Raw genomic sequence first — 25,136 nt, 5'->3', positions numbered from 1 at the left:
GGGCCGGCGGCAGGCTCACTCGCCGACTCGTCGTTCCGGTGTTCATCGCGCCGCCTCGGCCTCGGTGGCGGCAGCGCTCTGCTCCAGGCCGTCCAGGAAGCGGTCGACCACGCGGGACTGGCGGGCGGAGTCCTCCAGGGACTCACCGACCACCCGGCCGGCCAGGTCGGTCGCGATCTTGCCGACCTCCTGCCGGAGGCTGACCGTCACCTGGCGGCGGTCCGCCTCGATCTGTGCGTGACCGGCGGCGATGATGGCGTCGCGCTGCCGCGAGCCCTCCTCGCGCATCTCCGCGATGATCTGCGCGCCCTGCTCGCGGGCCTGCTCGGTGATCCGGGCCGCCTCGTGGCGGGCCTCGGCGAGCTGGGCCTTGTACTCGTCGAGCGTGCGATTGGCGTCGGCCTGGGCCTTCTCCGCCCGCTCCAGGCCACCCTCGATCGCGTCGTGCCGCTCCGCCAGGGTCTTCTGGATGTTCGGCAGCAGCTTCTTCCCGAGGATGCCGAAGACGATGAAGAAGCAGAGCAGGCCGACGATCAGTTCCGCGGTGTCCGGGATCAGCGGGTTCTGCTGTCCCTCCTCCGCAAGGAAGGTGATCATGTCTGAACCTTTCGTCGAGTGGCTACTGGTCGGGAGCCCAGGTCACTTCTGGAAGATGAAGGGGACGACCAGGCCGAGCAGTGCGAGGACCTCGCAGAGCGCGAAGCCGAGGAACATGTTGGTGCGGATGACCGGCATGGCCTCGGGCTGGCGGGCCATGGCCTCGATCGAGTGGCCGAAGACCAGACCGATGCCCACGCCGGGGCCGATGGCGGCGAGGCCGTAGGCGACCGCGCCCAGGCGGCCGGCGGTGGTGGCGGCGGCGAGGTTAACGAGCTCGGCAGACATTTCCCTGTCTTCCTTTGTGATGCGGTCCGTTGGGGGGCTTCCCAGCGGAAGATTCGGTGGAGGGGCTCGTGGCGCGGGTCAGTGACCCTCTTCGAGCGCTCCCTGGATGTAGATCGAGGCGAGCAGCGTGAAGATGTACGCCTGCAGGAACTGGATCAGCACCTCGAGCGTGGTCATCAGGAGCGCGATGATGAACGACGCTCCGGACACCGCCGTGAACAACGACGGGGTCAGCAGGTACCAGCTCGCCACGCTGAACATCACGATCAGCATGTGGCCGGCGAACATGTTGGCCCACAGCCGCACCGCGAGGGTGAACGGCCGGAGGATGACGTTGGAGAAGAACTCCAGCACCACGATGAGCGGCACCAGCGGCCAGGGCAGGCCGTCGATCCAGACGAGGTTCTTGATGCCGCCGCGGAAGCCGTTGTTCTTGAACGTCAGGTACATGTAGGTGATGAACACCAGGGCGGCCAGGCCCACCGGGAACGCGAACCGCGACGTCGCGGGGAACTGCGCGACCGGGATGATCGACATGATGTTCATGAGCCACACGAAGAAGAAGATCGACGTGAGGAAGGGGACGTACTTGTCGCCCTTCTTGCCGATCACCTCGCGGGCGATGCTGCGGGCCACGAAGGTGTAGCCGATCTCACCGACCAGCTGCAGCTTCCCCGGCACGAGCTTCGGCTTGCGGAAAGCGGCCCAGAAGAAGCCCACCACCAGCAGCATGCAGATGATCGCGAGCAGCATCGGCTTGGTGAAGTCGAAGCTGCCGACGCTGAAGATCGGCTTGAAGTCGAACGAGTTGAGGCCCGGAGCGGGGAATGCGCAACCGTGCTGGATATGGCATCCAGCTTCAGCGAGCAGCGTGTGGGCACTCACCCGTGACTCCTTCGTCGTGACGCATAAGTAACGGCAACCTTGTGTGTCAGCGCGGCTGGTGGGGCCGCTGTTCGGCACTGCGGGCAGGGCGTGGCGAAGCCCGTCCGGTCCGCTGAGAGCCCGCATCGCGTCGCGGGCATCCGTCGTCCGTGCCGCCGGCGCGGTTCCGGTTCCGAATACACCGCAGGGCGCGGGGGCTTGACCCTCTGCATGTGCGAGGGGCCCTCACGTCCGGATGCGACTCCGGACGATAGCAGACCTGGATGAAGGCCCCTTACCCTCCCCTTACGTAGCATCGCGCGACCCCGTCCCGACCGCGTCCGCCTCCTGCTTCCGTGCGGCGGGGACCGAGGGTTCGGGATCGACGTAGAGCATCCGGCTGGTCAGCGACTGCTTGATCTGGCCGCCCACCCAGGCGAGCGCGGTGACCAGCAGGGTCAGGCCGAACGCGCGGCCGTTGAAGGCGCTGGTGTCCTTGAAGACGACGATGAAGACGCCGATCAGCAGGATCTGCACGGCGTAGACCAGCATTCCCGCGGACATCGCCAACTGCGGCCGGTTCTCGGTGATCCGCATCAGCGCCCATGAGCCGGCCGCGAAGAAGACAGCGACGACGGCGACTGCCACCACACCGCCGACCAGGCCCTTCTCGCCTGCGACGAGGGCACTGACCACGGTGGCGATGACGGCGACGGGTCCGGCCACGAGGGCGGAGCCCCGGAGGATCCGGGCGTCGTTGGGCTGCATGGGGCGGCTCCTCCGGCGGGAGTTGGGGCGAGCGGGTGTCGTCGGAGACGAGCGGGGGCGAGGCGGGACGGGCCCGAGGGTGTGCCTCTCGCCGGAAGACCGTCTCTCTCAAGGTCTTTCGGCGTGTTCCCTGCTTTCGTGAACGCTATCACAAAGTTTTTGATGCGGTCTTTACCATGAAGATGTGCTGCCTGTCACACGCACGAGGTAGCGACACGCCGCCCCTTTTACCGGAGTTGTCCCCCGCTCGGGAACCGCTCCTTCACGGTGCGTCGTTGACCGGTCACCGGTCAGCGGCCGCTGTTCGCGGTGGGCGCGGGGCTCGGCTTGGTGGAGCCGGACCGCTCCGGCAGCCGGGGCCGGTCGCCCACCGCGGTCGCGCCGTTGAGCGCCGGCCGGTCCGGGCCGTTCATCTCCCGCTCGGCGGCGGCCGCGGCCGCCGCCAGCCGGCGGCGCCTGCGCCGGTAGCGCGGCGGGACCACCGACTCCGCCCAGCGCGGCGCGTGCGGCCGGAAGGCCGGCAGCAGCAGGACCACCAGCCCGATCGCGCTGAGCGCCACGATCACCAGCACGATCCACAGGCTGGAGGAGCTGACCGAGAACGCCACCGCGGAGAAGGCGAACAGCGCCGCCCAGAAGTACATGATCAGCACCGCGCGGCTGTGGGTGTGCCCCAGCTCCAGCAGCCGGTGGTGCAGGTGGCCGCGGTCGGCGGCGAACGGCGACTGGCCGCGCCAGGTCCGGCGCACCACGGCGAGCACCAGGTCGGCGGCCGGGATCGCGATCATCGTCAGCGGCAGCAGCAGCGGCATGTAGACCGGCACCATGAAGTGCACGGTCTGCCGGGTGGACCCGGTGAAGTCGGTGATGGCGTCCGGGTCGACCTGGCCGGTGATCGAGATCGCGCCCGAGGACAGCACCAGGCCGATCAGCATCGACCCGGAGTCGCCCATGAAGATCCGCGCCGGGTGGATGTTGTGCGGCAGGAAGCCCAGGCACATGCCGATCAGGATCGCCGAGAAGAGCGTCGCGGGCGCGGCCTGCTCGATGCCGTAGCCGTACCACATGCGGTAGGCGTACATGAAGAACGCGATCGAGGCGATGCACACCATGCCGGAGGCGAGGCCGTCGAGGCCGTCCACGAAGTTGACCGCGTTGATGGTGATCACCACCAGCGCCACGGTGAGCAGCGTGGACTGCACCGGCGTGAAGATGATGGTGCCGAAGCCCGGTACCGGCAGCCACAGGATCGCCAGCCCCTGGAAGACCATCACGCCGGCGGCGATCATCTGCACGCCGAGCTTGATCAGCGCGTCCACGCCCCACTTGTCGTCCAGCACGCCCAGCAGCCAGATCAGCCCGGCCCCGGAGAGCAGCGCCCGCGGCTCGCTGGAGAGTTTGAAGACCCCGGAGAGGTTGTTCAGGTGCGCGGCGACCAGCAGCCCCGCGCACAGCCCGCCGAACATCGCGATGCCGCCCAGCCGCGGGATCGGCTCCTTGTGCACGTCGCGGTCGCGGATCGGGGGCATCGCGCCCGCCGCGATCGCGAACTTCCGCACCGGGCCGGTCAGCAGGTAGGTGACGGCCGCGGAGACGCACAGGGTCAGCAGGTACTCGCGCACGGGCAGCCTCCGACGTATTCGGGGGTGCGGCGGGCACGCGCACACGTCCGGGGGATCTTCACAGCGTCACACCCTAGTGGTGGCCGGGCCGGGACGGCGAACACCCACCAAGACTCACAGGGGGTCCGGAGGGTTGCGGTCGGCCTGTCGCGGGCAGGTAACGAAGTCGGCCCGGCGGCCGCGCCCGGCGAAACCGCAGGTCGGCGACGAGCGCCCGGCCGGCCCCCGGCGGCGCCCGGCGCGCGCGGCCCGCGGACAGCGACCAAGATCACGTTCAGGACGCAGCACGGCGGCGGTCCGGTCACGGCCGCACCGCCCGCGCCCGGCGGCGTGCGCGACGACGTGGGGGCCCCTGGGCGGGGCGTGGGGGGACGCGCGGGGATGCGGGGGACGACGTGACGTGCGGTGGCGGCGCGCGGTGTACGGGCGCCCTCAGACGGTCGCCGGGATGCCGGTGAGCGCGGTCACCACCGGGTCGAGCGCGTCCTGGATCTCGTCGCCGATGCTGCGGAAGTACGTGATCGGGGCGCCGTACGGGTCGCTCACCTCGTCGGCGTCGGGGCTCGGCGCCAGCAGCCAGCCGCGCAGCGCGGCCGCGGCACGGACCAGCGAGCGGGCCCGCTCGGTGACGCTGCCGTCGGGAAGCGTGGCGGGGTCTATCGCCCGCACCAGCCGGGTGAACTCCTTGAGCGTGAAGGTGCGCAGGCCCGCCGCGTGGCCCATCGAGATGACCTGGGCGCGGTGGTCGCGGGTGGCGGTGAGCACCAGGTCGGCGTCGATGACGTGGTCGTCGAGCAGTTCGCGGCCGGTGAAGTCCGCGGTGTCGGCGCCGTGTTCGGCGAGCACGGCCGCGGCGTGCAGTTCCATCGGGGCGCCTTCGTGGCCCCAGGTGCCCGCCGACTCCACCAGGATGGCGTCCGCGTCGGCGCCCAGCCGCTGTGCGAGGCCGTGCCGCATCAGCCGCTCGGCCATCGGCGAGCGGCAGACGTTGCCGGTGCACACGTGCAGCACGCGCAGCACGTCGAGGGGGGCGTGGACGGTTCGGCCGCCTCCCCCGATCGCGGTCGGCGACGTGGTGAGTGACCGTATGGCACGCCCGTTGGGCGCGGTCAACGGCGCTCCTCCAGGTCGGGTACCACCTTGCGCAGCTCCTCGGCGCTGAGCGCCCCCGCCCGCAGCAGCACCGGCACCTTCCCGGTGACGTCGACGATCGAGGACGGTACGGCGGCGGGCGTCGGGCCGGCGTCGAGGTAGACGGCCACGGAGTCGCCGAGCATGCCCTGGGCGGCGTCGCAGTCCTGCGGGGAGGGCATGCCGGTGAGGTTGGCGCTGGAGACGGCCATCGGGCCGGTCTCGGTGAGCAGTTCGATGGCGACCGGGTGCAGCGGCATGCGGACGGCCACGGTGCCGCGGGTGTCGCCCAGGTCCCAGCGCAGCGACGGCTGGTGCTTGGTGACGAGGGTCAGCGCGCCCGGCCAGAAGGCGTCGACGAGCTCCCACGCCTGCTCGGAGAAGTCGGTGACGATGCCGTGCAGGGTGTTCGGGGAGCCCACCAGGACCGGTGACGGCATGGAGCGGCCGCGGCCCTTGGCCTCCAGCAGGTCGCCGACCGCGTCCTTGTCGAAGGCGTCCGCGCCGATGCCGTAGACGGTGTCGGTCGGCAGCACCACGAGTTCGCCGCGCTTGACCGCCGAGGTGGCCTCGCGCAGCCCGGTGACCCGGTCGGTCGCGTCCGCGCAGTCGTATCGCCGTGCCATGGGAAGACCTCCAGTAGCTGTTCTGCCGCCGTTGCGGGGGGTGCTGTGCGCGCGGTGCCGCCCTGGCGGCCGGCCGTCCGCGTCCTCACGGTGTCGCCTTGCGCGCGGACGTGAAGCGGGGCCGGTTGTTCAGGTCGGGGTGGTCGGCCGCGTCCGCCCAGCCGGCGTCCTCCTTGAAGATCCACGGCACCTGCCCGCCCTGGGAGTCGGCGTGCTCGACGACGACCACACCGCCGGGCCGCAGCAGGCGGTGCGCGGCACGCTCGATGCCGCGGATGGTGTCCAGGCCGTCCTCGCCGGAGAACAGGGCGAGTTCGGGGTCGTGGTCGCGTGCCTCCGGTGCGACGTACTCCCACTCGGTGAGCGGGATGTAGGGCGGGTTGGAGACCACCAGGTCGACCTGGCCGTTGAGGTCGGGGAACGCGGCCAGCGCGTCGCCGTGCCGCAGGTCCACCTTGCTGCCGGCGACGTTCTTGCGGGCCCACTCCAGGGCCTGCTCGGACAGCTCCACCGCGTGCACCCGGGAGCGGGGCACCTCCTGGGCGAGCGCGAGCGCGATCGCGCCCGAGCCGGTGCACAGGTCCACGATCAGCGGTTCGGCGACGTCCATGGCCCGGACGGCGTCTATGGCCCAGCCGACCACCGACTCCGTCTCCGGGCGGGGCACGAACACCCCGGGCCCGACCTGGAGCTCCAGGTACCGGAAGAAGGCGCGGCCGGTGATGTGCTGGAGCGGTTCGCGGGCCTCGCGGCGCGCGACCGCCTCCCAGTAGCGCGCGTCGAAGTCCGCGTCGGCCACGGTGTGCAGCTCGCCGCGCTTGACCCCGTGCACGTACGCGGCCAGTTCCTCGGCGTCGAAGCGGGGCGAGGGCACGCCCGCGTCGGCAAGGCGCTGGGCGGCCTGGGCCACCTCGGCGAGCAGCAGGTTCACGTCGGGCCCCTTCTCAAGCGCCGTCGCCGGCCGCGGCCAGCTTCGCGGCGGAGTCGGCGTCCACGCACGCCTGGATCATCGCGTCGAGGTCGCCGTCGAGCACCTGGTCCAGGTTGTACGCCTTGAAGCCGACCCGGTGGTCGGAGATCCGGTTCTCCGGGAAGTTGTAGGTCCGGATGCGCTCGGAGCGGTCCACGGTGCGGACCTGGCTGCGGCGGGCGTCGGACGCCTCGCGCTCGGCCTCCTCCTGCGCGGCGGCCAGCAGCCGGGAGCGCAGGATGCGCATCGCCGACTCCTTGTTCTGAAGCTGGCTCTTCTCGTTCTGGCAGGAGACCACCAGGCCGGACGGCAGGTGGGTGATCCGGACCGCGGAGTCGGTGGTGTTGACCGACTGGCCGCCGGGGCCGGACGAGCGGTAGACGTCGATCCGCAGGTCGTTGGGGCCGATCTCGACCTCGACCTCCTCGGCCTCCGGGGTGACCAGCACGCCGGCGGCGGAGGTGTGGATACGGCCCTGCGACTCGGTGGCCGGCACCCGCTGCACCCGGTGCACGCCGCCCTCGTACTTCAGCCGGGCCCACACGCCCTGGCCCGGCTCGTGGCTCGCCTTGGCCTTCACCACGACCTGGACGTCCTTGTAACCGCCGAGGTCGGAGGCGTTGGCGTCGAGGATCTCGGTCTTCCAGCCGACCCGCTCGGCGTACCGCAGGTACATCCGCAGCAGGTCGCCGGCGAACAGCGCGGACTCCTCGCCGCCCTCGCCGGCCTTGACCTCCAGGATGACGTCCTTGTCGTCGCTGGGGTCGCGCGGCACCAGCAGCAGCCGCAGCCGGTCGGTCAGCTCCTCGCGCTGCTTGTCCAGCTCCTTCACCTCGGCGGCGAACTCCGGGTCGTCGAGGGCCAGTTCGCGCGCGGTCTCGGCGTCCTCGCCGGTCTGCCGCCAGGAGCGGTAGGCCGCGATGATGGGGGTGAGTTCCGCGTACCGCTTGTTGAGCCGGCGGGCGTTGGCCTGGTCGGTGTGGACCGCGGGGTCGGCAAGCTGCTTTTCGAGGTCGGCATGTTCGCCGATCAGTTCCTCGACCGCCTCGAACATCATGGCTTCCTGGAGGAGTAGGTACTGCCTGGGGCCGGAGGGCGGTGGGACGCGCGCCGCCGGCTTCGGACGCGGGGCAGGACGACAAAGCGCCGGTCCGGTCGCCCTGGGCGGGGCGACCGGAGGCCGGCGCTGGTCGGGCCGCTACTTCTTGGCGGACCCGGCGTTCTTGCCGAAGCGGGCCTCGAAGCGGGCCACGCGGCCGCCGGTGTCGAGGATCTTCTGCTTGCCCGTGTAGAACGGGTGGCACTCGGAGCACACGTCCGCGCGGATCTGGCCGCTGGTCTCGGTGCTGCGGGTGGTGAACGAGGCGCCGCAGGTGCAGGTGACCTGGGTCTCTACGTACTCGGGGTGGATCTCGCGCTTCAAGGGTGCTCCTAGGTTCGGGAGGGCGCCGGGTCGCTCCAGCGGGTTTGCGTGAGCGTGAACCGGGGCCAGCGGACCAGTCTGCCAGGACTGCCCGCACCTGCCAAAACCAGGTCGGGCCCCCGATAATTCCCGCTGCGTCCGTGCAGGTCAGCGGGGTGCGGCCGGCCGCGGCACTCACCGCCCCGGGGTCTGCCCGGCGGGCGGTCCCCCGCTGCCGACCACCTGGCCGGCGTCCTCCCGGTCGGCGACCGAGCCCTTCGTGGCGTCGGCCGGGATCGGCCGGTCGGCGCGCAGCGCGGCCCACACCCGGGCGGTCTGCGCCGGGAGCGGCTCGACCCGGTTGTGGTCCGCGGGGTCGTAGCGCACCGGGAGCGTCACCATGTGCACGTTGCCGGCGTTCAGGTGCTGCACGCCCTGGGCGAGCCCCATCAGCTTGTTCACCGAGCCGAGGCCGGTGTCGGTGGTGATCGCCTTGGTGGCGGTGTCGGTGACCGAGAACAGCTTCGCCGGGCTGGTGAAGGCCCCCAGCCCGCCGATCCGGTCGAGCAGCGCCTTCATGAACGCCTGCTGGAGCTGGATACGGCCCAGGTCGCTGCCGTCGGCGACGCCGTGCCGGGTGCGGACCAGGCCGAGGGCCTGGGCGCCGTCGAGGGTGTGGGTGCCGGCGGTCAGGTTCAGGTGGCTCTTGTCGTCGTGGATCGCCCGGGTGGTGGTCAGCGGGACCCCGCCCAACGCGTCCACGAGGTTCTTGAAGCCGGTGAAGTCGACCTCGACGTAGTGGTCCATCCGCAGCCCGGTGAGCTGCTCGACGGTCTTGACCGCGCAGACCGGCCCGCCGGTCTCGTACGCGGTGTTGAACATGACCTGCTGCCGGGCCGGCGCGAGGGCGCCCTTGGCGCCGGTGCAGGCCGGGCGGTCGACGAGGGTGTCGCGCGGGATGCTCACCACGCTCGCCTTCCTGTGGCCCTTGGCCAGGTGCACCACCATCGCGGTGTCCGAGCGCGCGGTGCCGCTGTCGTGGCCGTACGCGCGGTTCGCGCCGGAGCGGGAGTCGGAGCCGAGGACCAGGATGTCCATCGAGCCGTTGCCGAGGGGGGCGGGGCGGTGGCCGCCGAGGGCGCCGTCGATGTCGACGCTGTGGATGTTGGCGTTGAACCGGTGGTAGAGGTAGCCCGCGCCGGCCGCGCCCACCAGGACCACCGCGGAGACCGCCCAGGCGGTGACGTGCAGGGCCCGCCGGCGGCGTCTGCGGCCCTCTCCGGCCCCGCTGGGGCTGGAGCCGGTCCGCGGCTGCTGGACGTCCGGCATGGCGGCTCCTCGGCTTCCTGCGCGTCCGGCCGCCCGGAGGTCCGGCGGCCGCTCCCCCGGCTTCCCCGGGCCGGGAACATCTGGTGGGTCGGACGTTCCATCGTGCGCCCGGTGCGCAGGTGCCGCCATCCGAGGGGCGGGCCGACGCACCGGCCGGAAACCACGACCGCCCGCGTACCCCCAGGTCAGCGGGGTTACGCGGGCGGTTCGACCGATTACGGCGGCGGATGCCGCCGGTCACGGTCAGTCGTTGTTCTGGCCAGGCGTGGTCTTGGCGATCTGCATCAGGAACTCGGCGTTGGACTTGGTCTGCTTCATCTTGTCCAGCAGCAGCTCGATCGCCTGCTGCGAGTCGAGCGCGTGCAGCACCCGGCGCAGCTTCCAGACGATCGCCAACTCCTCGCGGTCCAGCAGGATCTCCTCCTTGCGGGTGCCGGACGGGTCGACGTCCACCGCGGGGAAGATGCGCTTGTCGGCGAGCTTGCGGTCGAGCTTGAGCTCCATGTTGCCGGTGCCCTTGAACTCCTCGAAGATCACCTCGTCCATCCGCGAGCCGGTCTCGACCAGCGCGGTGGCCAGGATGGTCAGCGAGCCGCCGTCCTCGATGTTGCGCGCCGCGCCGAAGAAGCGCTTCGGCGGGTAGAGCGCCGTGGAGTCGACACCGCCGGACAGGATGCGGCCGGAGGCGGGCGCGGCCAGGTTGTAGGCGCGGCCCAGGCGGGTGATCGAGTCGAGCAGCACCACCACGTCGTGGCCCAGCTCCACCAGCCGCTTGGCCCGCTCGATGGCGAGCTCGGCGACGGTGGTGTGGTCCTCGGCGGGCCGGTCGAAGGTCGAGGAGATGACCTCGCCCTTCACCGAGCGCTGCATGTCGGTGACCTCTTCGGGCCGCTCGTCGACGAGGACGACCATGAGGTGGCACTCGGGGTTGTTGGTGGTGATCGCGTTGGCGATCGCCTGCATGATCATCGTCTTGCCGGTCTTCGGCGGGGCGACGATCAGGCCGCGCTGGCCCTTGCCGATCGGCGAGACCAGGTCGATGATCCGCGTGGTCAGCACACCCGGGTCGGTCTCCAGCCGGAGCCGGTCCTGCGGGTAGAGCGGGGTGAGCTTGTTGAACTCCGGACGGCCGCGGCCGGAGTCGGCGCCCATGCCGTTCGCCGAGTCGAGGCGGACCAGCGCGTTGAACTTCTCGCGCCGCTCGCCGTCCTTGGGCTGGCGCACCGCGCCGGTGACGTGGTCGCCCTTGCGCAGGCCGTTCTTGCGGACCTGGGCGAGCGAGACGTACACGTCGTTCGGCCCCGGCAGGTAGCCCGAGGTGCGGATGAACGCGTAGTTGTCGAGGATGTCGAGGATGCCCGCGACGGGGATCAGCACGTCGTCGTCGGCGACCTGCGGCTCGCCGCCGCCGAACTCGTCCCGGCCCCGGCCGCGCCCGCGCCGGTCGCGGTAGCGGCCCCGGCGCCGGCCGCGGCCCTCGCCGAACTCGTCGTCGTCCTGCTGCTGGGCCTGCTGCTGGTGCTGGCCGCCGCCCTGGTGCTGCTGGCCGCCCTGCTGGCGCTCCCGCCGGCCCTGGCCGCCGCCCTGCTGCCCGTCGCCGCCGTCCTCGCCGCGGTTGCGCTGGCGGTCGCGCTGCCGCTCGCGGCGGTCCCGCTGGCCGCGCTGGCGGTCCTGGCGGTCGTCGCCGCCCTGGTGCTTGGCGTCGCCGCCCTTGGCCTCGCGTCCCTCGGCGCTGTCGGCGGCGGCCTCGGCGGCCTTGTCCGCCTTGTCGGCGCCGCGCTCGGCCTGCTGCGCCGCGCGCTCGCCCTGCGCCCGCTCGGCCGTCGCGGCGGCCTTCGCCTTCTCGCCGGCCGGCTGGCCGGGGATCTCGATCTGCTGCTGCTTGGCCTCCGGCTCCTTCGCGGCCGGTGCGGCGGCCGCCGGGGCCTCGGCGGCCTCGGCCGCCTGCTCCAGCCGTGCCCGCGAGGTGGCGCGGCGCTTGGGCTTCTCGGCCGGCGCACCGGCCGCGGGGGCGGCGGCCTTCTCGGCCGCGGCGCCACCGCCGGCCTGGCGCTCCTTGATCGTCTCGATGAGCTGGCCCTTGCGCATCCGCGCGGTGCCCTTGATGCCGAGACCTGCGGCCACCTGCTGGAGTTCGGCCAGGACCATGCCCTCCAGGCCGGTCCCGGACCGACGGCGCCGGGCGGCCGTGGCAGCACCGGAGGCAGGCGCGGCGGCTTCGGACGCGGCGACAGTGTTGTCTGCGCGCACGCCCATCAGATCGGTGGTGTCGCTCACGAAGGGTCCTTCCCTGGAGCGGGCGTCGGCCTGTCTGGCTCGGCGACCGGTCGTGCTGTCCGGGTCTCGCGTTCCCGCTGCTTCGACCCGGGGCGGTGGTCTGCCTGATACGGCAGAAATACATGGGTGCTCTCGGCACGGAGAGAACTCGTACCGAATCCGGAGCGTGCTCGACACGTCCCACACAGGCTGTCCGGTCGACCGGACTGGCTGCCTATACGGGGTGGGAGGCTCCCGGAAGAAGTGCGGTCCCACTGCGGGGACACAGCCCATCGCGCCCAAAGGGCGGCGAATGCTGGCTTGAGGTTAACACTACCCGGTCCAACAGATATTCCCCCTCTCTTCGACCGGCAATCGTGTCACTGCCCACCTGCGAGCGGCAGGACACTCGCCCCGGCGGCGTCGAGCGCCAGGCGGTTCGCCGCCCAGCCGTCACCCGCGAGCCGGGAGACCTTGTCCGCGGCGCCCTCGTCGGTCAGGGCGAGCACGGTCGGCCCGGCACCGGACACGACAGCAGGGACGCCCTCCGCGCGTAGACGGTTCACCAGGGCCAGGGATTCGGGCATCGCCGGCGCCCGGTACTCCTGGTGCAACCGGTCCTCGGTGGCCGGCAGCAGCAGCTCGGGGCGCCTGGTCAGCGCCTCGACGAGCAGCGCGGCCCGGCCCGCGTTCGCCGCGGCGTCCACGTGCGGGACGGTACGGGGCAGCAGCCCGCGCGCGGTCTCGGTCAGCAGCGGCACCGCCGGCACGAACACCACCGGGACCAGCGACGCGGCCGGCTCCATCCGGACCGCCCGCGCGGCCCCGCCCTCGGTCCAGGCCACCGTGAAGCCGCCCATCAGGCAGGCGGCGACGTTGTCCGGATGGCCCTCGATCTCCGTGGCCAGCTCCAGCAGGGCCGTGTCGTCCAGCCCCGCCGGGCCGCCTATCGTCACCGCGCGGGCGGCCATGATGCCCGCGCAGATGGCGGCCGACGAGGAGCCCAGCCCGCGGCCGTGCGGGATGCGGTTCGCGCAGACCACCTCCAGGCCGCGCGGCTGGCCGCCGAGCAGGTCGAACGCGGTGCGCAGGCTGCGGACCACCAGGTGCTTCTCGTCGCGCGGCAGCGTGTCGGCGCCCTCGCCGGCGATGTCCACGTGCAGGCCGGAGTCGGCGACCCGGACCACCACGTCGTCGTAGAGCCCCAGCGCGAGGCCGAACGCGTCGAAACCGGGGCCGAGGTTCGCGCTGGTCGCGGGGACGCGCACTCGTACTGCGGCGGCGCGGAACGCGGGACCGGCCATCGTTCGACGAATCTCCTTGGTGCGTACGCCCTGCGGGCGTGGCTCCGTTGCCAGGCGGCGAGGCGGGAAATGGCGATGCGGCGGCATCCGCCGGAACTCGGCGCGATTGCGCCGCTGGGGTAAGCCTATCGAAACAAGGTTCCCCCGCGACATAGGGCGCACGGACCGCGCGTGATGCGTGTCGCCCCCGCGGTGTGCGCCCCTTACAGGGGTGACTGCTGTGAAGAGGGTGCACTCCAGGGGCGCTGGGGGGCGCCTTCCGGGCGGAACCGCGCGGGGAACCGCGCGCTCGGCCGGTTGCGGTGGCCGCCCACCGCCGGCGGTGGGCGGCCGGTCGCGCGGTTCCCCGCGCCCCCGGAAAGCCGTGCGGCCGCCCCCGGGCCCTACTAGGCCAGGCCCAGGTGCGTGGCCGCGGCGTCCGCGTTCACGGGGACCGTGATCGGCTGCGGGGCGCCGGCGACGGCCCAGTCGGGGTCCTTGAGCCCGTTCCCGGTGACCGTGCAGACGATCCGCTGGCCGGGGTCGACCCGGCCCTCGTCCGCGGCCTTGAGCAGCCCCGCCACCGACGCGGCGGAGGCGGGCTCGACGAAGACGCCCTCGCGGCCGGCCAGCAGCCGGTAGGCGGCGAGGATCTGACGGTCGGTCACCGCCTCGATGAGGCCGCCGGACTCGTCGCGGGCCGCCTCGGCGAACTGCCAGGACGCGGGGTTGCCGATCCTGATCGCGGTGGCGATGGTCTGCGGCTCGCGCACCGGCGCGCCATTGACGATCGGGGCCGAGCCGGCCGCCTGGAAGCCCCACATCCGCGGCGTGCGGGTGGCGAAGCCGTCGGCGGCGTACTCGCGGTAGCCCTTCCAGTACGCGGTGATGTTGCCCGCGTTGCCCACCGGCAGGACGTGGATGTCGGGCGCGTCGCCGAGCGCGTCCACGATCTCGAACGCGGCCGTCTTCTGGCCCTCGATGCGCACCGGGTTCACCGAGTTGACCAGCGCGACCGGGTACTTCTCGCTGAGGCCGCGGGCCAGGTCCAGGCAGTCGTCGAAGTTGCCGTCGACCTGGAGGATGCGGCTGCCGTGCACCAGCGCCTGGCCCATCTTGCCCAGCGCGATCTTGCCCTGTGGTACCAGCACCGCGCACACCATGCCGGCGCGCACCGCGTACGCCGCGGCCGAGGCGGAGGTGTTGCCGGTGGAGGCGCAGATGACCGCCTGGGCGCCGGCCTCCTTCGCCTTGGTGATCGCCATGGTCATGCCGCGGTCCTTGAAGGACCCGGTGGGGTTGGCCCCCTCGACCTTGAGCCGGACGTCGCACCCGGTCCGCTCGGAGAGCACCTGGGCCGGCACGAGCGGGGTGCCACCCTCCAGCAGCGAGACCACCGGGGTGTCCGCGCCGACCGGGAGGCGGTCGCGGTACTCCTCGATGATGCCCCGCCACTGGTGGGTGCCGGACATTCGGAGCTGGTCGACCTGGACGTTCATATCGGTGCTACTCCCCTTCCACGCGCATGATGCTGGCCACGCCGCGTACGGTGTCGAGTTCCCGCAGAGCGGCGACGGTCGCCGACAGCGCGGCGTCGGTCGCGCGGTGGGTGACGACGACGAGCGACGCCTCGCCGCCCGCGCGCTGCCCGCCACTGCTCTGCTCGACGGCGGCGTCGTCGCCGCTGCCTTGGTTCCTGCCCTGCTGCCGCACCGTGCCGATCGACACTTCGTGCTGGGCGAACACCGTCGCGACCTGAGCCAGGACACCCGGTTTGTCCGCCACGTCGAGGCTGATGTGGTAACGGGTGACCACATCGCCCATGGGGCTGACCGGCAGCCGCGTGTACGCGGACTCGCCTGCTCCGATGGTAGCGGCGAGCTTGTTGCGGCAGGCGGTCACCAGGTCGCCCAGGACGGCGGAGGCGGTGGGAGCGCCGCCCGCGCCGGGACCGTAGAACATCAGCCGGCCGGCCGCCTCCGCCTCGACGAAGACGGCGTTGTACGCCTCGCGGACCGAGGCGAGCGGGTGGCTGAGCGGGATCATCGCCGGGTGCACCCGCGCGGTGACCGAGCGGCCGTCGGCGCTGCGCTCGCAGATCGCGAGCATCTTGACGGTGCAGCCCATCTTGCGCGCGGAGGCGATGTCGGCGGCGGTCACCTCGGTCAGGCCCTCGCGGTGCACGTCGTCGATGGTGACGCGGGTGTGGAAGGCGATGCCGGCCAGGATCGCCGCCTTCGCGGCGGCGTCGAAGCCCTCCACGTCGGCGGTCGGGTCGGCCTCGGCGTAACCGAGCGCGGTCGCCTCCTCCAGCGCCTCGCTGTAGCCGGCGCCGGTGGAGTCCATCTTGTCGAGGATGAAGTTGGTGGTGCCGTTGACGATGCCCAGCACCCGGTTGACCCGGTCGCCGGCGAGGGACTCGCGCAGCGGCCTGATCAGCGGGATCGCGCCGGCCACCGCGGCCTCGTAGTACAGGTCGACACCGTGCTCGACGGCCTTGGCGTGCAGGCTCGCGCCGTCGGCGGCCAGCAGCGCCTTGTTCGCCGACACCACGGAGGCGCCGTGCTCGAACGCGGTGGTGATGAGGGTGCGGACCGGCTCGATGCCGCCGATCACCTCGACCACGACGTCGATGTCGCCGCGCTTGACCAGCGCCGTGGCGTCGGTGGTGAGCAACTCGGCGGGCACGCCGTCGCGCACCTTGTGGGGACGGCGGACGGCGATCCCGGCCAGCTCGATCGGGGCTCCGATCCGGGCGGCGAGGTCGTCCGCCTGCGTCGTGATGATGCGCGTGACCTCGGAGCCGACCACACCGCACCCCAGGAGCGCCACCTTCAGCGGACGCGTACGCATCATCCGACCTCGTCTCTCGTCACACGTGTTCCCACTCGTCGAGCGCGGCCCGCCGACCCGCCGACCGCGCTCGCGGTGAGCGGAGGAGGAGGGACCTCGCCTGGAGGGACCAGTCTCACGCACCGAACGGGAGAAACCACGCCCTGTCCGGATTGCGAGACCCACCGGACGGCCCCTGAGATCTTCCTCCCGCCCGACGCTCTCCCGCGATTTGCGGCGGCGCTCGGCGGTGCCCGCCGCAACTTCCGTCCCCGCGGCCGGCGGGACCCGGGTGCCCGGGGACCCGGGTGCCCGGGCACCCGGAAGGCTTGGTTCCCCGGGCGCCCCCGAGAGCTCTGCCCGCCGGGTGCCCCGGAGTGCCTCAGCCCACGTCGAGGCGGAGCAGGTCCTCCTCCGTCTCCCGGCGGACGATCACCCGCGCCTGCCCGTCCGCGACGGCGACCACCGGCGGCCGCAGCGCGTGGTTGTAGTTGCTGGCCATCGCCCGGCAGTACGCCCCCGTCGCGGGCACCGCGAGCAGGTCCCCCGGGGCGAGGTCCGCCGGCAGGAACGCGTCCTTCACCACGATGTCGCCGCTCTCGCAGTGCTTGCCGACCACCCGCGTCAGCATCGGCTCGGCGTCGCTCGCCCGCGAGACCAGCGACACGCTGTACTCGGCGTCGTACAGCGCGGTACGGATGTTGTCGGACATGCCGCCGTCGACGCTGACGTACGTCCGCAGGCCGTCGAGCGGCTTGACGGTGCCCACCTCGTACAGCGTGAACGCCGTCGGGCCGACGATCGCCCGGCCCGGCTCGACCGACAGCCGCGGCGGGGTCAGCCGGGCCGCGTCGCACTCGCGGGCGACGATCTCGCCGAGCGCCTTCGCGATCTCCTGCGGCTCGCGCGGGTCGTCCTCCGGCGTGTACGCGATGCCGAGGCCGCCGCCGAGGTCGATCTCCGGCAGTTCCACGCCGTGCTCGTCGCGCACCTCGGCGAGCAGCGACACCACCCGGCGGGCGGCCACCTCGAACCCGGCCATGTCGAAGATCTGCGAGCCGATGTGGCTGTGGATGCCGGCGAGTTCGAGGCTGTCGAGCTGGAGCACCCGGCGCACGGCCTCCGCGGCCTGCCCGTCGGCCAGGCCGATGCCGAACTTCTGGTCCTCGTGGGCGGTGGCGATGAACTCGTGGGTGTGCGCCTCGACGCCGACGGTCACCCGGATCTGCACCCGCTGCCGGCGGCCCTGCCGGGTGGCCTCGGCCGCGACCCGGGCGATCTCCTGGAAGGAGTCGAGCACGATCCGGCCGACGCCCTCGCGCACCGCCCGCTCGATCTCCTCGGCGCTCTTGTTGTTGCCGTGCAGCGCGATGCGCTCCGCGGGCATCCCGGCGTCCAGCGCGACCGCCAGTTCGGTGCCGGAGCAGACGTCGAGGTTCATGCCCTCCTCGTACAGCCACCTGACCACCGCGCGGGACAGGAACGCCTTGCCGGCGTAGAACACGTCGGCCCCCTGCCCGAACGCGGCGCGCCAGGCGCGGCAGCGGGCCCGGAAGTCGGCCTCGTCCAGGAAGTAGGCGGGGGTGCCGAACTCGGCGGCGAGGTCGCGTACGTCGAGGCCGGCGACCTCCGCGGCGCCGTCCGCGTTGCGGGTCACGGTGCGCGACCAGATCCGCGGGTCGAGGGTGTTGAGGTCGGCGGGCGGGCCGGCGTAGTGCCCTTCGGGCAGGACATCGGCGTGGCGGGGGCCGGCGGGGTGTGCGGAACGGCTCACTGGGGACTTCCTCGGGGCGTGCGGGCGGGTGGGCGGGGACGGTTGGGGCCCGGGACGGGGCCCCTGAGGGTGGTGGTCGGGCGGGGGTCCGGTCCGGGCGGGGGTCGGGACCGGGGTGTCGTGGCCCGGGTGTCGGGGCCGAACGGGCGGGCTCGTCCGGGTCCGGATCCGACCCCAGCGGTCGGAGCCGGTCGGGGGTCGGGGCCGGCCCCCGGGGTCGGAGCCGGTCGGGAGTCAGATCCGGTCGGGGGCGCTGATGCCGAGCAGGCGCAGGCCGTCCGCGAGCACGATCCCCGCCGCGTCGGTGAGGCGGAGCCGGGCCGCGTGGACGGCCGAGGGTTTCTCGTCGCCCTTCGGCAGGACCGGGCACTCGTCGTGGAACCTGGCGAACGCGTCGGCGAGCCGTTCCAGGTGCCGGGCGACCCGGTCGGGGCCGCGCCGGCGGGCGGCGCTCTCCACCACGCGGGGGAAGTCGGCGATCAGGCCGAGGAGTTCGGTCTCCGCGGGGTGGTGCGGCGGACCCGGCGGGCCCGAGGGCCCCGGCTGCGCCGCCGGGGAAGCGGCGTCGCCGACCCGACCACGGTGCGCCCCGCCGCTTCCTTCGACCGTACACGTGTCCGCCTCGTCGTCGGCGGAGATGCCCAGGTCGCGGGCGTTGCGCAGCAGCGCGCGGGCACGGGCGCGGGCGTAGCGGACCCGGAACAGCGGGTTGGCCTCGGTCTGCGCGAGCAGGGCGGCGCGGGCGGGGGCGTCGAGGCGCGGGGCGTCCTCGGCCGGCGGGCGGAGCAGGGCCCAGCGGGTGGCGTCGCGGCCGAGCAGGGCTTCGAGGGATGCGCGCGTGAAGGGGGCGCCGCCGAGGTCGGCGGGGGCGGCCGGTTCCGCCGGGTCGAGCGGTTCGGGCGCGGTGCCGGGGTCGGCGCCGGCGGCCCGCAGCAGGCCGTTCACCACCTCGGCGACGAGCGGGCCGCGTACGGTGCCGGGGGCCGCGGCCACGGTGACCCGCAGATCGGCGAGCCCCTCCCCGTACCCGTACCGCTCGCGCTCCGCGCGGACCCGGCGGACCACCACGCCGTACGCGCGCGAGCTGAGCGTGATGTTCAGGAAGCCGGCGCCCGCGATGCGCACGCCGGCGATGCCCGGTTCGCGGGCGAGCCGGCGGCGCAGGATCTCCGCGACCTCGTGCGGGGTGCGGCCGGCGGGGCCGGCGAGCTGGAGCGCGACGTTGGTCGCGTAGTCGCCGCAGTCGGCGCGCGGCGGGCGCTGCACCACCACTTTCTCGGGCACCTCGACGGCCAGCTCGGCCGCGTCCACGGCGCGGCGCACCGTGGTCAGAAGGGCGCGGGACAGCTCGGCGGGGGTCACGGGGAAGAGCGTAGGCGAGGGAGGGGGTGGGGAGGCGAGCGGGTTTGACGGGTTTACGGGGCGGGGGTGCCGGAGGCCGGAGGCATCGGGGCTCGGGCACGCCGGAAGCGGCGGGGCGCGGACGCCGTGGGGGAAGTGGGGCTCAGGCGCCGGGCCCGGGAGTGGCGGCGGCCTGGCCCTGGGGGCGGTCGGGCGGCGGCTCGGCAGGGAGCCCGGGGCGATTCTCCGTACGGCTGTCCGTACGGAGATCCGTACGGCCTTCCGAGGCGGGTCCCTCCGGCGGCTCGGGCGGGCGCGGACCGCGCCGGGCCAGCCGGCGCACCGTCTCCACGAGCACGGCGGGCTCGAACGGCTTGGCCACGTAGGCGTCGACGCCGCCGGGCCCGCCGACCGCCTCGGGCAGGCTCCCCGCGCTGACCATCACGATCCCGACCTGCCGCGTGCGCGGGTCCGCCCGCAGCCGCGTCGCGGTCCGCACGCCGTCGAGCCGGGGCATCACCACGTCGAGCGTCACGACGTCCGGCTGGACGGAGTGCACGATCTCCAGGCACTCGGCACCATCGGCCGCGGTCACGACCTCGAAGCCCTCCAGCTCCAGGTTGACCCTGATCAGCTGCCGGATCACCCTGTTGTCGTCGACAACGAGCACCCGGCCGGACGCGCCCGCCACACCCGAAAGCGTAGGCGTCCCCCTCTCGATGCGTCCGCGTTTTGCCCATTTCTTCCCCGCCACGGGTGAACCCCCTCCAGCCCCGCCCGCCGCCCCACCGCCCCCCGAAACCCCGTACACGACCACCCTCCCCAACCTGCTAATGTTCTTCCCGTCGCCCCCGTAGCTCAGGGGATAGAGCAACGGCCTCCGGAGCCGTGTGCGCAGGTTCGAATCCTGCCGGGGGCACTCGCCAAGCAGTCGGGAACGTTCCCGGGTGACCAGGGCGGATGCCACGAACAGAGGGCGGGAGTCAGTCTCACTGACTCCCGCCCTCTCTCGTTGTCTCCCACGGTTCGCGACACACCTCCGACAGGCGGCCGTCGCAATCAGAGCGATCCACTGCGAACTGTCCGATCCCTCCGGTACCGTCCTGGCCCTGGGGAGAGGCAGGGGGGCGCCGATGTTCGAGTTCACTGCGCAGCCTCACGGTGAGGATTACTTTCTACGGCCGGGCAGGTATCAGGTCGACGCCGAGGAGGCCAAAGCACTTCTCGTTGAGAACCCACGGTTCGAGGCTTCGGCAACCCGAGCAGGGATCTGGGAGGGCTTCGAGCGCTACATGGCCCGGTTCTTCCAGCTTGAGGCGCACTTTGAGACGGAGCTAAGCGGCTCAGAGCTGGTCCACTGTGTATGGCTGGGCGGCAGCTTCGTCAGCTCGCGGCTGAACCCCTCGAACGCAGATCTGACTGTCTTCATAGACGATGCTGGCGCTCAAAAGATCAAGGGCAAACCCAAGGCCGGTTGGATGACTCAGGCCTTCTCGCGGGTACACACTGAACGCCACTTCTCTCTGTCGGCGCTGGAAGTCCGCTACAGGCCGGTTCGCTCGGTGTTCGAGCTTGGCGTCCTTGAGCATCCGGAGCTGGAGTACCTGCGTCAGCGGGGCGCCTGGGACGACTGGTGGCAGCGATGCAGGCCCCTAGGCGAGAAGGACGCCCCTACCCTGGAAAGTGCAGTCCCGAGACGCGGCTACCTGGAGGTGACGCTGTGACCACGAGCTGGCGTCGGCGCGTCCTGGGCGCCCACCGCGCTGAGGTTGAGGAGTGGCTCGCGGGCGAGTCAGAGGAGCCGCGCGACGACGATGACGCCGTCGACTCGGAGCGCAGGGCTGAGTGGCTAACCTCAGTCCGCAGGTGGAATCCAGACGCTCACTTTCGGGAAGAACTGACCATTCGCCTCACCGGCGATGAGGCCGGCAGAGGCGGCCTCAAGTTCTCCGTCGGCAACGCGCTGCTCAAGCCACTACAAGAGGGCGTGACCGCCTCGACAGACGAAGATGTCGAGCTTGAGCTTGTTGGTGTCTCATCCGGAAGCACGGTTCTTCACGTCCGTCCCGTCACTCATGACGAAGCGGAGCTTCCCGAACACTCGGAAGTGGAGGCAGCGGAGGATCAACCCACCGCCAGCCATGCCATCGGCGTCCTCTTGGACGCAGTGAAGACCATTGAAGCAAGAGAAGACGTTTCGGAGTGGACTCCAATGCTATCCAGCTTGTCAAAGCTGGTCTCAGCACTCGACCGCTTCGATTTGGGTGTTCAACTGCGATGGTTTGCTGACGACGGATCAGTGACTAGCTCAAAGCTTTCAGAGGCTGGCAAACAGTACGTTCGGGAGTTGCGAAAGACCCACGGTGCAGCCTTCACTAGAGTAACTCGTCGCATTTCAGGAAACGTTACTGAGATGAAAATCTCCGGAGCTGCCGTAATCAAGCCACCGTCAAGCCCGGCGGTAACCATCAAGTTCGAGCCAGGCGTGATAACAGAAGTCCCGTGGCGGCTCGGAGATGAAGTACACCTAGTGGTCGAGGAACGCACCAGACTCACACGGGGTGGCGGACGGCCTATCACCGAATATTTGTTCCTCAGCACGCAAGGGCAGGAAGAAGGATTCGAGCCATCCGCACTCCCAGATGTCCCTGTCTCTCTACGCGAGCATGGGGACGACGAAGGAGCCGAGGCCGGGTAGGGGATTCCCGTAGGAGTCGACAACTGGCATCCTGCGGGAATTATGTTAATCTCCCTCTACTGTGAGAGCTAGGGCAATCTTGATACTTGCCGATTCCTCGTGGCCGTCGACACAACCGTGGTACCGACGGTGAATCACCTCAGGCGAATTGCCCACACGCCGAGCCACTTCGGCGATAGGCACACCAGCATTGAGCCATCTCGTGATGCAGGCATGTCGCAGGTCGTAGGGTCGGCCGGCAAGAGGTGAGTCAGACCGGTCGGGCGGGAGTGCGTACGGCCGGGTCTCCTCCCACACTCGCCAGTAGGTCGAGGTGCCCACGACGTCCCCCCGTTCGTTTCCGAAAACCCTGCCGTCCTTCGCCGTGCCGAACTCCGCTAGGTGGGCCCGCAGGATGGCAACCAGCACGGGCGGGATCGGTACCGGACGATCGGCTTTCGCCTCACGTGCCTTCAACCCTCTCCGGTCGTGCCGCTCCCCCGAATCGGTCCACTGCTTACCGGAGACGGGCCGGGTATCCCGCAGGGTCAGCGTCCCCCACCTCGGTTCCGGCTGTCGGAAGCCCTTTACAAGGCTCACGACGTACTCGGGTGGCTTGGGAAGGTCGCAGTCGGACAACCGGAGACCCACTACCTCAGCAGGCCGGGTTACGTCCTTGGAAGTGGTGTAGCGGGTTGGACCTGATCCGGGAGTTTGTCCCGGCGTCCGGGTTGGTGCCCGCATAGAAAGACGGCCACCGGCTGATCTTCGAAGTGACGAAGCCTCGAAGGAGATCAGCACGATGACCGCACCAAACAGTCTGCCCCTGCACGCCCTCACCGAGGACAACCTCGCCGCGGCGAGTCCCGACCTGCTGCGCGTGATGGTCAAGACGTTCACCGACGCGCTCATGTCGGCAGAGGACGACGCGATGTGCAACGCGTACGGCTACCGGCGCCGGGGTGGGCAGTTGAACATCCGCCTCGGGACCGAACAGCAGGCGGGAGAGCCGCCGCGGACTCATCAGCGCATCACGACTGCGGGCACGTCGTCCAGCTGGTTGTCGTCCTCCAGAAGCACGGACTGCCCCAGGAGGTCGCCGAGGGGCACCCTGAGCACTCGCGCAAGCTCCGCGAGCATGTCGACCCGTGGCGGCCGGCGCCGCCCGGACTCAGCCTTTGCCAGCCAATCAGTGCTCCGGCCCACCAGGCCGGCCGGCACCTCTTGCGTGTATCCGCGGCGCTTCCTGTAGAACGCGATCCGCTCGCCGATGGTGAGGTGATCTCCAAGACCACGCATGCCGTTGCCCCCTAGCTACTGATGGGCCGTACCCACGGTACCTACGCCCCAGACGGCTGGGCATCGCTGCACCGCAGCCTGAGCATGTCCATCCTGCGGTGCACTGCGAGCACCTACCCGGACAAAATGTCTTGGTTGCCTCCTTGCACTCCCCGCCGTTTCGTCTTGCATCTGAATCAGATTCGCGTCTCCGTTCGAACGAGACCAGCCACCGGCTCCGGCTCAACGCCCGCCCGTCAAGGATCAACCGCCAGGAACCCGAGGCCAGAAGGCCTATCTAGGACCAAAACGCTCCGGTTCAGAAAAAAAACCGGCCACAAATTTCACAACTACAGTCATAACGGTTCTCTCATCTCTTCGGATCACAAACGCCAAGATGATGCGCTTCAAGCCATACATTGATCATGTACGCCGATCCCATCTCAAGTCACAACAAGCATCCATACAATCTCAAGGACGCGAATCGCCTATCAGGGGTGGGGCATGGCAGGCAGCTATCAGCCCGGAGAGGGCCCTACAGAACGATTAATGGCTCACAACGAAAAAATTCTCGACATTCAGGCGAGAATTCGAGCCAGGAAGCTTCAACTACGGAGCCTGTGGGGAACCGGGATTGCCGCCACCGCCTCGTCTCTCGGCATCTACGTTGCCACGGTTGCAACTTGGAGAACGACAGATCTCGGGCAGTTCAATTGGATCGCCATCCCACTGACTATTTTCTGCGGGCTAGTGTGCTCCGTGCTGTGGATTGTAGAAGACCACCGCGAGGACAGGACTCCGGTACACAGAATTCAAGTAGAGCTTGACGTAGCCGAGGAGAGAAGGCTACTAGAGGCATTTCAGCTTTCAGTTCCAGCATCCCAGCGACAATTTACATACAAAGACACACTCCCCCGCGAGTTGGAACGACTCAGGGAAGAAGCTCAACACTACCGAAGAATTCACAACGCTTTTCAGTCGATCATCATTATGGGCTCGCTTGGAACAACAACTGCGGCCAGCCTAGCCGACACTCCTTCCTATCTGAAGTGGGTTACTGTCGGCTTGAGTCTCGGGGTCGGAATTTCTGCTGGCTTTACCGGATACTTCAAGTACAGAGAGCGAAGCTTTTACCTTCAGCAGACCGCTGACGCAATTGAGCAGAACGCCAACGCCTTCGAACTCGGCATCCCGCCTTACGTGGGACAAGAAGAAGAGAATCTCTCCAAGCTAGCCCAGGAAGTCGAGAATCTGCGCGTAGAGCAGCGGAAGAGACAGCAGCAGCTCGACCAGCCCCACGAGGGACGCGACGGCACGGTCTAGAAGCGCTCTGTAGAGATCGGAGACGTAAGCTGATGCGTCGAGAAACAACGCGATGGCTACTCTCGCCATTGACTCAGTGGCGAGCCATCAGATTCGCCAACGCGCAACGTGCAGGCATGACGGTGGAAGTAGCTTGGCTGTTGATGAGACTGAGGAAAAACCCCGACGAGGCCGCATATGTCTTGGGCTTCAGCGATATCCCAAAGAGCACAACGCCAGGCGTGCGTTTCGACAGGTGGCCCGATCAATCGGACGCCGAGAAGAAGCGTCGCTCGGTTTGGCTGGGAGCTCACAACGGCTCCCCCTTCCAATCGCTAAGAATCAGCTCAGACCTTCTGGAGCAGGCCGGCATCGAGATAACAGACTGGGGCTCACCTTAGTTGGATCCGCCGGCCTGCGGCGGAGAGTGTCCCACCTGTCCGACTGTCCGGTTAAGCCGTCCATCAGCACCGATGCACCGGACAGCCCTCGGGGCACCTGTCCGGGCTGTCCGGCCAGAGTGGCAGTGACACTCGGGGGGGACGGGTCGGCGAAGCCAACCTCCATGGTCGTAGGCGCGGCAGCGCCTTGCGTGGAGAGCACGCGACACACCTCAGACTCACTGGCCCACTTCCCAGCAGCCGGTGTAGAGTCCGTGCAGGTCTCCGGTGGTATTGGGGTCAAAACACGAATGCTCTCCGGAGCCGTGTGCGCAGGTTCGAATCCTGCCGGGGGCACTTCGCAGGAAGTGCCTGAAGACCCCCTGATACGTCAGGGTGTCTTGGCGTACCTGTGG

At 70.3% G+C, this 25,136-nt stretch carries 22 protein-coding genes, 1 tRNA gene and 2 pseudogenes; 5 read left to right on the top strand and 20 right to left on the bottom strand.

Going from position 1 to position 25,136, the window contains the following annotated elements:
- Positions 1–42: 42 nt before the first annotated feature.
- The 18 genes from RVR_RS25585 to RVR_RS25500 all read right to left on the bottom strand — a co-directional run bounded on the left by RVR_RS25585 (position 43) and on the right by RVR_RS25500 (position 19,774).
- Positions 43–597, bottom strand: coding sequence for a F0F1 ATP synthase subunit B (locus RVR_RS25585; RefSeq protein WP_202236264.1), 555 nt, complete (start codon positions 595–597; stop codon positions 43–45).
- Positions 598–639: 42 nt separating this feature from the next.
- Entirely contained in the window at positions 640–885 is a 246-nt protein-coding gene (atpE, locus tag RVR_RS25580; RefSeq protein WP_037913419.1) for an ATP synthase F0 subunit C, read from the bottom strand.
- Between the two features lie 78 nt (positions 886–963).
- Positions 964–1,770 (bottom strand): F0F1 ATP synthase subunit A, encoded by an 807-nt coding sequence (gene atpB, locus RVR_RS25575; protein ID WP_202236263.1) that lies wholly within the window; start codon positions 1,768–1,770, stop codon positions 964–966.
- A gap of 285 nt (positions 1,771–2,055) precedes the next feature.
- Complete coding sequence (locus tag RVR_RS25570) at positions 2,056–2,517, bottom strand: Cg1360 family ATP-synthase-associated protein (RefSeq protein WP_202236262.1); 462 nt, start codon at positions 2,515–2,517, stop codon at positions 2,056–2,058.
- A 290-nt stretch (positions 2,518–2,807) separates the two neighbouring features.
- Positions 2,808–4,139 carry an MraY family glycosyltransferase gene (locus RVR_RS25565; protein ID WP_202236261.1) on the bottom strand — a complete coding sequence of 444 codons (1,332 nt, stop codon included), beginning with the start codon at positions 4,137–4,139 and terminating at the stop codon, positions 2,808–2,810.
- 432 nt (positions 4,140–4,571) lie between these two features.
- Positions 4,572–5,252: an arsenate reductase/protein-tyrosine-phosphatase family protein gene (locus RVR_RS25560; RefSeq protein WP_430393176.1), complete on the bottom strand. Its 681-nt coding sequence runs from the start codon at positions 5,250–5,252 to the stop codon at positions 4,572–4,574.
- Positions 5,249–5,896, bottom strand: coding sequence for an L-threonylcarbamoyladenylate synthase (locus tag RVR_RS25555; RefSeq protein WP_202236260.1), 648 nt, complete (start codon positions 5,894–5,896; stop codon positions 5,249–5,251). Before RVR_RS25555 ends, RVR_RS25560 begins: the two co-directional genes overlap by 4 nt.
- A gap of 85 nt (positions 5,897–5,981) precedes the next feature.
- Entirely contained in the window at positions 5,982–6,827 is an 846-nt protein-coding gene (gene prmC, locus RVR_RS25550; protein ID WP_202236259.1) for a peptide chain release factor N(5)-glutamine methyltransferase, read from the bottom strand.
- Between the two features lie 13 nt (positions 6,828–6,840).
- On the bottom strand, positions 6,841–7,920 hold the full coding sequence (gene prfA, locus RVR_RS25545; protein ID WP_202239128.1) for a peptide chain release factor 1: 1,080 nt from the start codon (positions 7,918–7,920) through the stop codon (positions 6,841–6,843).
- A 144-nt stretch (positions 7,921–8,064) separates the two neighbouring features.
- Positions 8,065–8,289, bottom strand: coding sequence for a 50S ribosomal protein L31 (gene rpmE / locus RVR_RS25540; RefSeq protein WP_202236258.1), 225 nt, complete (start codon positions 8,287–8,289; stop codon positions 8,065–8,067).
- Between the two features lie 174 nt (positions 8,290–8,463).
- Positions 8,464–9,597 (bottom strand): LCP family protein, encoded by a 1,134-nt coding sequence (locus RVR_RS25535; RefSeq protein ID WP_237404954.1) that lies wholly within the window; start codon positions 9,595–9,597, stop codon positions 8,464–8,466.
- A gap of 243 nt (positions 9,598–9,840) precedes the next feature.
- Entirely contained in the window at positions 9,841–11,853 is a 2,013-nt protein-coding gene (gene rho, locus RVR_RS25530) for a transcription termination factor Rho (protein ID WP_430393245.1), read from the bottom strand.
- Between the two features lie 380 nt (positions 11,854–12,233).
- Positions 12,234–13,157 (bottom strand): homoserine kinase, encoded by a 924-nt coding sequence (gene thrB / locus RVR_RS25525; RefSeq protein WP_202236255.1) that lies wholly within the window; start codon positions 13,155–13,157, stop codon positions 12,234–12,236.
- 386 nt (positions 13,158–13,543) lie between these two features.
- Complete coding sequence (thrC, locus tag RVR_RS25520) at positions 13,544–14,635, bottom strand: threonine synthase (protein ID WP_237404953.1); 1,092 nt, start codon at positions 14,633–14,635, stop codon at positions 13,544–13,546.
- Positions 14,636–14,642: 7 nt separating this feature from the next.
- Positions 14,643–15,992, bottom strand: a complete 1,350-nt coding sequence (locus RVR_RS25515) for a homoserine dehydrogenase (RefSeq protein ID WP_202236254.1) — start codon at positions 15,990–15,992, stop codon at positions 14,643–14,645.
- 358 nt (positions 15,993–16,350) lie between these two features.
- Positions 16,351–17,742: a diaminopimelate decarboxylase gene (gene lysA / locus RVR_RS25510; protein ID WP_202236253.1), complete on the bottom strand. Its 1,392-nt coding sequence runs from the start codon at positions 17,740–17,742 to the stop codon at positions 16,351–16,353.
- Positions 17,743–17,976: 234 nt separating this feature from the next.
- Complete coding sequence (nrtL, locus tag RVR_RS25505; RefSeq protein WP_202236252.1) at positions 17,977–19,104, bottom strand: ArgS-related anticodon-binding protein NrtL; 1,128 nt, start codon at positions 19,102–19,104, stop codon at positions 17,977–17,979.
- Between the two features lie 142 nt (positions 19,105–19,246).
- Positions 19,247–19,774, bottom strand: a complete 528-nt coding sequence (locus tag RVR_RS25500) for a response regulator (RefSeq protein WP_202236251.1) — start codon at positions 19,772–19,774, stop codon at positions 19,247–19,249.
- A gap of 156 nt (positions 19,775–19,930) precedes the next feature.
- On the opposite strand from RVR_RS25500, the gene RVR_RS25495 reads away from it, so the two are divergent.
- The 3 genes from RVR_RS25495 to RVR_RS25485 all read left to right on the top strand — a co-directional run bounded on the left by RVR_RS25495 (position 19,931) and on the right by RVR_RS25485 (position 21,781).
- A tRNA-Arg gene (locus RVR_RS25495) sits at positions 19,931–20,002 on the top strand.
- 214 nt (positions 20,003–20,216) lie between these two features.
- Positions 20,217–20,807 (top strand): DUF6932 family protein, encoded by a 591-nt coding sequence (locus tag RVR_RS25490; RefSeq protein WP_202236250.1) that lies wholly within the window; start codon positions 20,217–20,219, stop codon positions 20,805–20,807.
- The gene (locus RVR_RS25485) at positions 20,804–21,781 is read left to right on the top strand and encodes a hypothetical protein (RefSeq protein ID WP_202236249.1); all 978 of its coding nucleotides are present in this window, start codon (positions 20,804–20,806) and stop codon (positions 21,779–21,781) included. Before RVR_RS25490 ends, RVR_RS25485 begins: the two co-directional genes overlap by 4 nt.
- Before the next feature lie 45 nt (positions 21,782–21,826).
- Here RVR_RS25485 and RVR_RS37920 read toward each other — a convergent pair.
- Positions 21,827–22,426, bottom strand: a pseudogene (locus RVR_RS37920) (tyrosine-type recombinase/integrase); the annotation flags it as partial.
- A gap of 136 nt (positions 22,427–22,562) precedes the next feature.
- On the opposite strand from RVR_RS37920, the pseudogene RVR_RS37915 reads away from it, so the two are divergent.
- Positions 22,563–22,709 (top strand): annotated as a pseudogene (locus RVR_RS37915) (IS256 family transposase); the annotation flags it as partial.
- Between the two features lie 74 nt (positions 22,710–22,783).
- On the opposite strand, the gene RVR_RS25480 reads toward RVR_RS37915, so the two are convergent.
- Positions 22,784–23,059, bottom strand: a complete 276-nt coding sequence (locus RVR_RS25480) for a helix-turn-helix domain-containing protein (protein WP_237404952.1) — start codon at positions 23,057–23,059, stop codon at positions 22,784–22,786.
- Positions 23,060–23,587: 528 nt separating this feature from the next.
- On the opposite strand from RVR_RS25480, the gene RVR_RS25475 reads away from it, so the two are divergent.
- Positions 23,588–24,361: a DUF4231 domain-containing protein gene (locus RVR_RS25475; protein ID WP_202236248.1), complete on the top strand. Its 774-nt coding sequence runs from the start codon at positions 23,588–23,590 to the stop codon at positions 24,359–24,361.
- Positions 24,362–25,136: the final 775 nt, after the last annotated feature.

Origin of the sequence: Streptomyces sp. SN-593 (assembly GCF_016756395.1) — a bacterium.
GTDB lineage: Bacteria > Actinomycetota > Actinomycetes > Streptomycetales > Streptomycetaceae > Actinacidiphila > Actinacidiphila reveromycinica.
Note: the sequence above shows the minus strand (reverse complement) of the source record. Positions and strands in the feature narration are given on the sequence as shown.

Excerpts from the sequence above, each read along its gene's own strand:
- RVR_RS25475 (WP_202236248.1), top strand. The coding sequence starts at position 23,588 with ATGGCTCACAACGAAAAAATTCTCGACATTCAGGCGAGAATTCGAGCC.
- RVR_RS25570 (WP_202236262.1), bottom strand. The coding sequence starts at position 2,517 with ATGCAGCCCAACGACGCCCGGATCCTCCGGGGCTCCGCCCTCGTGGCC.
- RVR_RS25585 (WP_202236264.1), bottom strand. The coding sequence starts at position 597 with ATGATCACCTTCCTTGCGGAGGAGGGACAGCAGAACCCGCTGATCCCG.
- RVR_RS25480 (WP_237404952.1), bottom strand. The coding sequence starts at position 23,059 with ATGCGTGGTCTTGGAGATCACCTCACCATCGGCGAGCGGATCGCGTTC.
- thrB (WP_202236255.1), bottom strand. The coding sequence starts at position 13,157 with ATGGCCGGTCCCGCGTTCCGCGCCGCCGCAGTACGAGTGCGCGTCCCC.
- RVR_RS25535 (WP_237404954.1), bottom strand. The coding sequence starts at position 9,597 with ATGCCGGACGTCCAGCAGCCGCGGACCGGCTCCAGCCCCAGCGGGGCC.
- RVR_RS25555 (WP_202236260.1), bottom strand. The coding sequence starts at position 5,896 with ATGGCACGGCGATACGACTGCGCGGACGCGACCGACCGGGTCACCGGG.
- RVR_RS25490 (WP_202236250.1), top strand. The coding sequence starts at position 20,217 with ATGTTCGAGTTCACTGCGCAGCCTCACGGTGAGGATTACTTTCTACGG.
- atpE (WP_037913419.1), bottom strand. The coding sequence starts at position 885 with ATGTCTGCCGAGCTCGTTAACCTCGCCGCCGCCACCACCGCCGGCCGC.
- RVR_RS25515 (WP_202236254.1), bottom strand. The coding sequence starts at position 15,992 with ATGATGCGTACGCGTCCGCTGAAGGTGGCGCTCCTGGGGTGCGGTGTG.
- prfA (WP_202239128.1), bottom strand. The coding sequence starts at position 7,920 with ATGTTCGAGGCGGTCGAGGAACTGATCGGCGAACATGCCGACCTCGAA.
- rho (WP_430393245.1), bottom strand. The coding sequence starts at position 11,853 with ATGGGCGTGCGCGCAGACAACACTGTCGCCGCGTCCGAAGCCGCCGCG.
- thrC (WP_237404953.1), bottom strand. The coding sequence starts at position 14,635 with ATGAACGTCCAGGTCGACCAGCTCCGAATGTCCGGCACCCACCAGTGG.